Here is a 10,350-nt window from a genome sequence, read left to right as displayed (position 1 = left end):
GGTTGACTTATAAGCGTCTTATTATCGCCTAACAAGACCCTTAAGTTTTCCTCTTGATAGCCTCTCTGGACTAGCTTAAAAAGTCAAATCTTAAGTGAGTAGAATTTCTTCAGTCCCATCCACTTCTTGCAGACAGACATGGACATTCTCCTCTTGCGCAGTGGGAATGTTCTTACCAATAAAGTCTGCCCGAATGGGAAGCTCGCGGTGGCCGCGGTCCACCATAATGGCCAAACGAATGACCCGGGGACGGCTAACGTCAAGGATGGCATCCATAGCAGCACGCACAGTACGGCCTGTATAGAGGACATCATCAACAATGACCACAGTCTTGTCAGTTAAATTGTGAGTAAAAGAAAGGTGTTGTATTTGCGGGTCAGCATGATTCTTAACCAAATCATCCCGATAGAATTGAATATCGATGTGCTCTACACCCACTTGAACCTGGGTGATAGCGGCTAACTTTTCCTGTAGGCGATCCGCCAGATTAGCCCCTCGAGTCTTAATACCAACCAAGATCACTTGATGAATATCGGTCCGCTCATTGATTTCGTGAGCCATGCGGGTCAGCATGCGATTGATTTGGCTAGCATCGAATACAACACGTCGTTTCATAGTCACTTCTCCATCTAGACAAAATCGTCGACATGGCCATGTCTAAACCGGCCTGAGCACCTTGGAAACCTCACGGGATTTCCTTAAAAATTCGGATTTTGCCCCTAAATTGCTACTAGTATACCCTTAAAGACAGCCAGTGTCAATTAAATAAGTTAAAAAGCCCCCTAAAAAGGGAGCTTTCTTTCTATTGCTTTCGTGTTTTCTTGTATCCGAATAGAACAGCTACACCAGCAATTACCAAGACTAGAGCGAATAACCAACCAAAGTTGGATTCTTCACCTGTCTTAGGTAAGGCTTTCTTCTGAACAACGGGTGCTTGAGAAGCTTCAGAGCGGGATTCAGACTGGCTGTTATTGTTTGCTGTTTTATTAACTGTTACCTGCTGATTATTGGCAGCCGGCTTATTTGCAGCTTGATTGGCATTATTATTTTGTTGATTAGCTGCTACTTTATTGTCAGTCGCATTTTGATTGTTAGCGGGTTTGTTGCTTTCATCAGGTTTTGCTGTCGATACAACACTTGAGGTAGGATTTTGGCTTGCCGTATTACCGCGGCTATTTTCATTTGGCTTAGCGCTTGTTTCGTTACTACTTGATTTATCAACCGCTACAGGCTTGTTAATTTCATTAGTGCCGGCTTGACTAGTGCTAGAGGAACTATTTTGGCTAGAAGTCGTGGTGTTAGCACTAGGTGCTGCGCTACTCTCACTACTTGTTTCAACAGCTGGAGCGTTTGGAGTAATAGCTGTTGGTACAGAATTGTTCGCATTCTCCCAGGCTTCACGCATTTGGCGTTCTGGCTCATAAAGAGGCAATTCAATAACATTGCGAACACCAGGTTCTGTCTCAGCCTTAATCCCCAAGTTCTTCAAAACTTCGGCTTCTGTTGTGTAAACCATGATATCTGCTGTATAGGCTGATAGGTTACCTTTAGAAGTTGAGTATTCTGTTAAGTAACTGGATACCTTGAGGTTGAAGCGTTTTGGGTCCATCATAATGCCCCGTTCATTAAACCACTCCACCGTTTGAATGATGGAAGAATCTTTAGATGAATGGGTCAAGAAGTTAACTTCTTGAATAAATTGTCCACTGTATAAATCGTAGATACTGTATTTTAAGATAGCGTTCAAGCTCTCTGCATGAGCCGCAAAAGACGGCACTAGAATAGTCGCAAATAATAGTAAGGTCGCGATTATTTTTTTGAATGATCTCATCATCGTTTCCCCCTTGAGTGGATTCTCGAATCTCGTTACACTCATTATACATCTATTACAAATCAATTACAAGCTTTTAGGCTATGAATCCGCTACTTTTTTGCATAAAAAAGGCGGTATTCCAAGCAGATAAGCCCTTTCAAGACTATAAAAGAAAAGAGCCGAGGCTTCCCCCGGCTCTGACCAATATATCATATATGATATATTGGGGATTTGATTAGACGTGAATTGGGTGACCTAAAGCCAACTCAGCAGCATCCATAACTGTTTCAGCTAAAGATGGGTGAGAGTGGATTGTCAAGGCGATGTCTTCAGCGTTCAAGCCGCCTTCAACTGCCAAGGTCAATTCAGCAATGATGTCAGAAGCGTTAACCCCTGCAACTTGTGCCCCTAAGATGGTGTTGTCTTCCTTATCCACAACCAAACGTACGAAACCTTCAGTTGCGTTCAAGGACAAGGCGCGACCGTTCCCAGCTAATGGGAATTTAACAGCTTTAGCATTCAAACCAGCTTCCTTAGCTTGGTCTAAGGTGTAACCTACAGAAGATAATTCTGGGTCAGTGAAGCAGACTGCTGGCATTGCCACGTAGTCAACTTCTGATGCTTGTCCAGCAATTGCTTCAGCAGCAACCTTGGCTTCATAACTTGCCTTGTGGGCTAAGGCTGCACCTGGTACAGCGTCACCGATAGCGAAGATGTTTGGTTTGTTAGTGCGACCTTGTTTGTCAACGTTGATCAAACCGCGTTCGCCCACGATAACCCCAGCAACTTCCAAGCCGCAGTTATCGGTATTAGGACGGCGACCCACTGTTACTAAGCAGTATTCAGCTTCAACGGTGTGTTGTTTGCCCCCTACTTCATAAGTTACTACAACAGACTTGTCTTTTACTTCTGAGTTCAAAGCCATAGCATTGGTGATGATATCTACACCCTTTTTAGCGAATTCATTTTCCACTAATTTAACCATGTCTTTTTCAAAAGTTGGGATGATTTGGTTAGAACCTTCCAAGATTGTAATCTTAGTACCGAAGTTAGCGAAAGCACCTGCTAATTCTGAACCGATGTAACCCCCACCGATTACCACCATAGAAGATGGAATGTGGTCTAGGGCCAAAGCACCAGTAGAGTCAATCACGCGGTCGCTGTACTTGAAGCCTTTGATTTCGATTGGGCGGCTACCAGTTGCCACGATGGCATTGTTGAAGCTGTAAGTTTGAGCTGAGTCTTCTTTGACTACACGTAAGGTATGGTCATCTACGAAGAAAGCTTCCCCTTCGATAATCTCTACCTTGTTCTTCTTAAGCAACATGCGAATCCCGCCGGTTAACTTAGCAACAACTTCTTTGTCTTTCCATTCTTGGGTACGCTTGAAGTCCACAGTAATGTCTTTGGCAATAACCCCAAAGTGGTCACCGTGTTTAGCATTGTGGTAGGTGTGGCCAGCGTTGATCAAAGCCTTAGAAGGGATACAACCTACGTTCAAGCAGGTCCCCCCAATGTAGTCTTTTTCAATGATGGCAACTTTTTGGCCCAGTTGAGCAGCACGAATAGCTGCTACATACCCACCAGGGCCAGAACCAATCACGACTGTGTCGAGTTCAATTGCGAAATCTCCTACTACCATAATCTATTTCACCTTAACCTTCCATCAATAATAATTCTGGGTCAGCCAACAAACGTTTCAATTCGTTCATAGCATTTTGTGCAGTAGCACCATCGACGATACGGTGGTCGAAACTTAAGGACAATTTCAACATACGGCCAACTGCGATTTCGCCTTCAGCGTTAACGACTGGTTGAACGTTGATAGTCCCCATCCCTAAGATAGCAACTTCTGGGTAGTTAATGATTGGAGTGAACCATTGACCACGAGCAGAACCAATGTTAGAAATTGTGATAGTCCCTTGGCTCATGTCTTGAGCAGTTAACTTACCTTCGTGAGCTAAAGCTGCCTTGCCGTTGATTTCATCTGCAATGTCGAATACTGACTTGGTGTTAGCGTCCTTCACATTTGGTACGAAGAGGCCACGCTCAGTGTCAGTTGCAATACCGATGTTGTAGTAGTTCTTGTAGACAATTTCTTGGCTAGCGTCGTCAATAGAAGCATTGAGGACTGGGAACTTCTTAACAGTTGCTACTAAAGCTTTTACCACATATGGCAAGAAGGTTAACTTAGTACCACGGTTAGCGGCAATGTCTTTGAACTTCTTACGGTGATCCCATAAAGCAGATACTTCTACTTCGTCGAAGAGGGTTACGTGAGGTGCAGTGTGTTTAGAGTTAACCATTGCCTTAGAAATTGCTTTACGCATTGGAGATAATGGTTCACGAGTTTCAGCTTCACCCTTACCAGATACATATGGTTGTGCAGGTGCTGCAGGTGCTGCCGCAACGCTTGCTGCTTCAGCTGGTGCTGCTACTTCTGCAGCCGCAACTGGTGCTGCTTCACCGTTGAAGGCCAAGACGTCAGCCGCCACAACACGACCACCCTTACCAGAAGGTGTTACTAAACGAATGTCAACACCCTTGTCACGAGCTAATTTACGGACTGATGGCATTGCTAAGACACGTTTACCTTCACCTGCAGGAGCGCCTGTTGGGGCACCTGGACCTGCTGGTGCTGCTGGTGCTGCTTCCGCAGCTGGAGCCGCTTCTGGTGCAGCTTCTGCAGCTGGTGCTGCATCGCCTTCATCTTCGTGGCCAGGAGCATCGATTTCAACTAAAACGTCCCCTACACGCGCAACAGTTCCTTCTGGAACCAAGATTTTTAAGATTTTACCAGTAACTGGAGATGGAATTTCCTCAACCGATTTGTCGTTTTGGATTTCCACTAATGTATCGTCTTCTTGAATGGTGTCGCCTTCTTTGACGTCCCATTTTACGATTTCGCCTTCGGCGATCCCTTCACCGATATCAGGCAATCTGAATTTAAAAGCCATGTTATTTACTTCCTTTCCTCAACTGAATATTAGAAGTTGTATACTTCGCGTACTTTTTCTTCGATGTCTGTTGCGTTTGGCAACCAGTCATGTTCGGCTTGACCGAATGGGAAGATGGTGTCAGGTGCTGCAACGAAACCAACTGGTGCTTCTAAGGAAAGAACAGCACGTTCAGTGATTTCAGCCATTACGCGAGCGCCAACCCCTGCTTGACGTTGTGCTTCTTGAACCACAACGACGCGACCAGTTTTCTCAGTGGTTGCAACGATAGCTTCGATGTCAAGTGGTTGAACAGTACGTAAGTCAAGGATTTCAACAGAGATCCCATCTTTTTCAAGTTTTTCAGCCGCTTTAACCGCTTCACGAACCATTGCCCCGTAAGTAATGATGGAAACGTGGTTCCCTTCCTTCACTACGTTAGCTTTGCCTAAAGGAATGGTGTATTCAGCTTCTGGCACTTCCTCACGGAAAGAACGGTAGAGTTTCATGTGCTCTAAGAAGATAACTGGGTCGTTATCACGGATAGATGACAAGAGCAAGCCCTTAGCATCGTATGGACCAGAAGGAATAACAACCTTGATACCTGGTGATTGAGCCAAGAGGCCTTCCAAGTTATCCGCGTGCAATTCAGGCGTGTGAACCCCACCACCGAAAGGTGCACGGAAAGTGATTGGCATGTTGCGGCTACCGCCAAGACGGTAACGTGTACGTGCTGCTTGAGCAACAACAGAGTCCATTACTTCGAAGACGAAGCCTAAGAATTGGATTTCAGGGATTGGACGGAAACCTTCCAAAGCCAAACCGATGGCCATACCACCGATACCAGATTCTGCTAAAGGAGTGTTGAAGACGCGGTCTTCACCAAATTCTGCTTGTAAACCTTGAGTGGCACGGAATACCCCTCCGTTCAAGCCGACGTCTTCCCCAAAAATAAGGGTACGGTCGTCATTGCGTAATTCAATGGCTAACGCTTCTGTGATAGCCTCAATCATCGTTTTTTGAGCCATTATTAGTTATTCTCCTTTGCTTCGAATTTCTTGATTTGTTCTGCTGTGATGAAGTCTGGTGTTTCGTACATGTTCTTCAAGAAGTCAGAAATCTTTTGTTTAGGTGCTTGGTCAGCTAACTTGATGGCTTCCTTGACTTCTTCCTTAGTACGTTCGATCACCGCTTCTTCTTTTTCTTGAGACCAGAGGCCTTTTGATTCTAAGTAAGTACGGAAACGAATGAGTGGATCTTTTGCACGCCATTCTTCTTGAACACCGTCTGGTTGGTAACGGGTTGGGTCATCACCTGATAAGGTATGTGGACCGAAGCGGTAGCACATTGTTTCGATGAGGACTGGACCATTACCTGCTACAGCGTAGTCACGTGCAGCTTTGGTTACAGCATAAACTGCTAAGATGTCCATCCCGTCTACTTGAATCCCTGGGATCCCAGCAGCAACTGCTTTTTGAGCCAAAGTAGGCGCAGCAGATTGGAGTGAACGTGGCGTAGAAATCGCCCAACCGTTGTTTTGGATAAAGAAGATTGCTGGTGCTTTGTAAGCGCCGGCGAAGTTAATCCCTTCGTAGAAGTCCCCTTGTGAAGAACCACCGTCACCAGTCCAAGTCACAGCAACTGCGTCTTTACCGTTCTTCTTAAGACCTAAAGCAACCCCCATGGCTTGCACGTATTGTGCCCCGATGATGATTTGTGGTGGGTAAGCATTGAAGTCAGCTGGGTAGTTGTTCCCTTCTACGTGACCACGTGACCATAAGAAAGCCTTGTGGAGTGGTAAACCGTGTTTGATGAGCTGAGGCACATCACGGTAACCAGGTAAGATGTAGTCTTCAGGTTTGAGGGCTGCAACAGAGCCTAATTGTGATGCTTCTTGACCAAAAGTTGGAGCGTAGAAGCCTAAACGTCCTTGACGGTTCAAAGCAGTTGAACGTTCGTGTAAGATACGGGACCATACCATATCTTCCATCAATTGAACCAATTCTTCATCAGATAAATCTGGTAATAAATCTTTGTTGACAACTTTACCTTCTGGGCTCAAGACTTGGACCATGTCGAAGTTAAAGTTATCTGGACGCAATAAGTCTTCAATCTTAACTTTTTTTGCCATACTTGTACACTTTCCTCTCTTTTTTTAACTACTACCAAGCAAGACAGACTTATTTTCTGTATTACTAGTAGACTGTACCTTATAAATTTACCACTCTTGGCTAGCAAATGCAAGCTCTAAGGCTTGATAATAGTCACTTTAGCCCCTATTGTCCGTTTTTGTGAATGATACAATATAAGGACCTTTTATCCAAGAAAAACGGTTACTTTTGGTCAGAAAGTGGATACATTAAGGGTTGAACTGTAATACTACACTTAAATTTCTGTTTCAAAATCGCCTTATAATGACAAAACAGCTTGTGTTTTCTGGTATCTTTGAATCTAATATTTCAGTTAGTGAATTTTACTTCACATGGACTTATTTAAATCACGCGCTTTTGGGCTTGCTCTTCACAATCTAATTGGAGCACAAAAAAGACCTTCTCCCTGATACAGGAAGAAGGCTTATACTTAGCTTATTAGGCTTTAGCTTTCATGACCCAATGCTGGTCTTGTGCTTGCACCCAGTCATGAGGCGCCTCTAATTCAGCTTGACTTGGCTGATAGACAATCCGTTGACGCTGACGGTCTTGATCCGGATCTGGCAGTGGAATGGCTGATAGCAAGCTCTGAGTATAAGGATGTAGCGGATGCTCATAGAGCGCTTCAGCAGGTGCTAATTCCACCATGCGACCTCGATACATCATGCCAATACGGTCACTAAAGTATTTAACCATAGCCAAGTTATGGGCAATAAAGAGATAGGTCAAGCCTCGCTCTTCTTGCAAGCCTTGCAATAGATTAATGATTTGGGCTTGGATGGAGACATCCAAGGCTGAGATAGGTTCATCGCAGACAATAAACTTAGGTTCAACCGCCAAGGCACGCGCAATCCCAATCCGTTGGCGTTGGCCGCCTGAAAATTCATGTGGATAACGCAAAGCATGCTCAGGTGACAAACCGACTGAAGCCAGAAGCTCCGCCACTCTGGCATCTCGCTCTGACTTGGAGGCCACCAAGCCATGGACTTCCATACCTTCAGCCACAATATCTTGGACCTTCATACGAGGATTCAAGGAAGCATAAGGATCTTGGAAAATCATTTGGACGTCCTTGTTATAATCCAGTCGCTCTCCCTTGGATAAGTCGCTTAAAGCCTTCCCCTGATAGAGAATCTGGCCATCCGTTGGCTGATAGAGGTTGACAATGGCACGGCCAATGGTTGATTTGCCACTACCCGATTCCCCTACTAAACCAAAGGTCTCCCCCGCTTGCACGGTGAAGCTAACATCGTCTACGGCCTTAACGACCGTATGGTCCTGATGATAATACTGTTTGAGGTTGCGCACTTCAATTAGAGCTTGTGTCATGCGATTCAGCCTCCTTCTTAGCTTGATAATAGGCATAGCGTTCTTGAATGCTAGCCGGTGGCGTCACTTTAGGTGCCTCTGGATGCAAAAGCCAAGTGGCAGCATAGTGGCCCGGGTTAACCTCAAACATTGGAGGCTGCAGTTCAAAATCAATATACAAGGCATACTCATTACGGCAGGCAAAGGCATCGCCCTTTGGTGGATTGAGCAAGTTAGGCGGGGTTCCTGGAATGGCATATAGTGGACCTGACGAGGTCAAGGTCGGTGTCGCTGACAAAAGTCCCCAGGTGTAAGGATGTTGTGGATTATAGTACACTTCATCCACAGGCCCAATTTCTACCAGTCGCCCTGCATACATCACCGCCACGCGGTCTGCAATATTGGCTACCACACCTAAATCGTGGGTAATGAAGATAATGGCCATACCCTTCTGACGCTGAATATCCTGTAAAAGCTCAATAATTTGTGCTTGAACTGTAACGTCTAAGGCGGTCGTTGGTTCATCGGCAATCAAGATTTCTGGGTCCCCTGCCAAGGCGATGGCAATGACAATCCGTTGGCGTTGACCACCTGAGAATTGACTTGGGTAATCCTTCAGGCGTTGCTCAGGGTCCTTAATCCCGCAGAGGCTGAGCAAGTTACAAGCTTCCGCGACTGCTTCTGCGCGCGAAAACTTGCGATGTTTGATGATGACTTCCACCAATTGACGTCCAATGGTTAGGGTTGGGTTAAGCGACGTCATGGGATCCTGGAAAATCATGGCAATTTGCGATCCACGGATTTTCTCCATTTGCTTATCGCTTAAATTGCGGAGGTCTTGACCCATAAAATCAATCTTACCCTCGTTAATGGTGGCATTCTGGCTCAATAGGCGCATAATGGCACGGGAGGTCACCGTTTTACCAGAACCTGATTCCCCTACAATGGCTAAAGTTTCACCTTTGTGAAGCTGGAAGTCCACACCACGAATGGCTTGGACAGTCCCCGCATAAGTTTTGAATTGAACCTGTAAATTCTCGATGCTTAAGACACGTTCTGTCATAAAGTCACCTACTCTTTCATTTTAGGGTCGAAGGCGTCACGCAGGCCGTCCGCCAGAAGGTTGAAGGCTAGCATTAGGATCGAAATGACACCCGCTGGATACCACATTAAGTGTGGCAAGAAACGGAAGGTCTTGTAACCATCATTAATTAAGGTCCCCAGACTAGCTGCTGGCGCTGGAATCCCAATCCCAATGAAGCTTAGGAAGGCTTCGAAGAAGATAGCTGCTGGCAAGGCAAACATAACTTGGACAATAATCAGGCCGAGCATATTAGGCAGAATGTGACGGAACATAATTTTAAGGGTTGATTGCCCCAGCACACGAGCTGCTAGCACATATTCTTGCTGCTTGATACGAATAGTTTGAGCCCGCACCACACGAGACATGGAAATCCAGCTGGTCAAGGCAATGGTGATAATAATAGACACAATCCCTGGTTGGAGCACCAAGAGCATGAGGATGACGATGACTAGGTTAGGAATCCCTGATAGGATTTCTAAAATCCGTTGCATGAGGGTATCGATTTTACCCCCAAACCACCCAGAAACCAAGCCATAAATGACACCAAAGACCAGGTTAATGGCTGCTGCTACAAAGGCAATCAAGAGGGAAATGCGCGTCCCATAGAGGATACGCGACAGCAAGTCACGACCTAAGGCGTCGGTTCCCAAATAATAGTAGGTACCTGCCGGTACTTTGGCGGCAGCATAGCGGTCAACTAAGTTGCCAGCCCGGTTGGCCCCATAGCCATTAAACCAAGATAAACCTTCTAGTCCCGGAATCTTAGGCGGCAAATTGGCATAGGATGGATTCTGAGCCGTTGGTGAGTAAGGCGCAATCCAAGGAGCCAAAATGGCCAAGATAATAAAGGCCAGAATAATAATCAAGGAAATCATGGCCGCCTTATTGCGTCGTAAACGGCGCCAGGAATCCTGCCAGAAACTCAAGGCTGGCACATCACTCATGGCATCTTGGCGACCACAGTCACGCTTAGCCAGTTGCAGTTTTTGCGCGGTTAGGTCCCCTGCTTGAGCTAGTAAAGCCTCATTATAGGAAGACTTAGCTAATTCATGTTGCATC

At 45.7% G+C, this 10,350-nt stretch carries 9 protein-coding genes; all 9 read right to left on the bottom strand.

Translation table 11 applies throughout. The annotated features are described in order from the left end of the window. Positions 1-90: 90 nt before the first annotated feature. Positions 91-615 (bottom strand): bifunctional pyr operon transcriptional regulator/uracil phosphoribosyltransferase PyrR, encoded by a 525-nt coding sequence (gene pyrR / locus Q0339_RS02380; protein ID WP_298077179.1) that lies wholly within the window; start codon positions 613-615, stop codon positions 91-93. Positions 616-802: 187 nt separating this feature from the next. Continuing rightward, positions 803-1,831: an LPXTG cell wall anchor domain-containing protein gene (locus tag Q0339_RS02375; RefSeq protein WP_298077178.1), complete on the bottom strand. Its 1,029-nt coding sequence runs from the start codon at positions 1,829-1,831 to the stop codon at positions 803-805. A 217-nt stretch (positions 1,832-2,048) separates the two neighbouring features. After that, positions 2,049-3,455 carry a dihydrolipoyl dehydrogenase gene (gene lpdA, locus Q0339_RS02370; protein ID WP_023390702.1) on the bottom strand — a complete coding sequence of 469 codons (1,407 nt, stop codon included), beginning with the start codon at positions 3,453-3,455 and terminating at the stop codon, positions 2,049-2,051. 13 nt (positions 3,456-3,468) lie between these two features. Then, on the bottom strand, positions 3,469-4,770 hold the full coding sequence (locus tag Q0339_RS02365) for a dihydrolipoamide acetyltransferase family protein (RefSeq protein WP_298077177.1): 1,302 nt from the start codon (positions 4,768-4,770) through the stop codon (positions 3,469-3,471). A gap of 29 nt (positions 4,771-4,799) precedes the next feature. Next, entirely contained in the window at positions 4,800-5,777 is a 978-nt protein-coding gene (locus Q0339_RS02360) for an alpha-ketoacid dehydrogenase subunit beta (protein WP_023390704.1), read from the bottom strand. Between the two features lie 2 nt (positions 5,778-5,779). Continuing rightward, positions 5,780-6,823 (bottom strand): pyruvate dehydrogenase (acetyl-transferring) E1 component subunit alpha, encoded by a 1,044-nt coding sequence (gene pdhA / locus Q0339_RS02355; protein ID WP_298077184.1) that lies wholly within the window; start codon positions 6,821-6,823, stop codon positions 5,780-5,782. A 514-nt stretch (positions 6,824-7,337) separates the two neighbouring features. Further along, a complete protein-coding gene (locus Q0339_RS02350; protein WP_298077176.1) occupies positions 7,338-8,228 on the bottom strand; it encodes an ATP-binding cassette domain-containing protein in 891 nt (296 codons plus the stop codon). Next, positions 8,209-9,270 carry an ABC transporter ATP-binding protein gene (locus tag Q0339_RS02345; protein WP_298077175.1) on the bottom strand — a complete coding sequence of 354 codons (1,062 nt, stop codon included), beginning with the start codon at positions 9,268-9,270 and terminating at the stop codon, positions 8,209-8,211. Before Q0339_RS02345 ends, Q0339_RS02350 begins: the two co-directional genes overlap by 20 nt. An 8-nt stretch (positions 9,271-9,278) precedes the next feature. Beyond that, positions 9,279-10,349, bottom strand: coding sequence for an oligopeptide ABC transporter permease (gene opp3C / locus Q0339_RS02340; RefSeq protein WP_366517269.1), 1,071 nt, complete (start codon positions 10,347-10,349; stop codon positions 9,279-9,281). Position 10,350 lies beyond the last annotated feature (1 nt).

It is taken from the genome of uncultured Abiotrophia sp. (genome assembly GCF_938010525.1).
Lineage (GTDB): Bacteria > Bacillota > Bacilli > Lactobacillales > Aerococcaceae > Abiotrophia.
The sequence above is the reverse complement of the archived record's forward strand: the minus strand, read 5'-3'. Positions and strand labels throughout refer to the sequence as shown.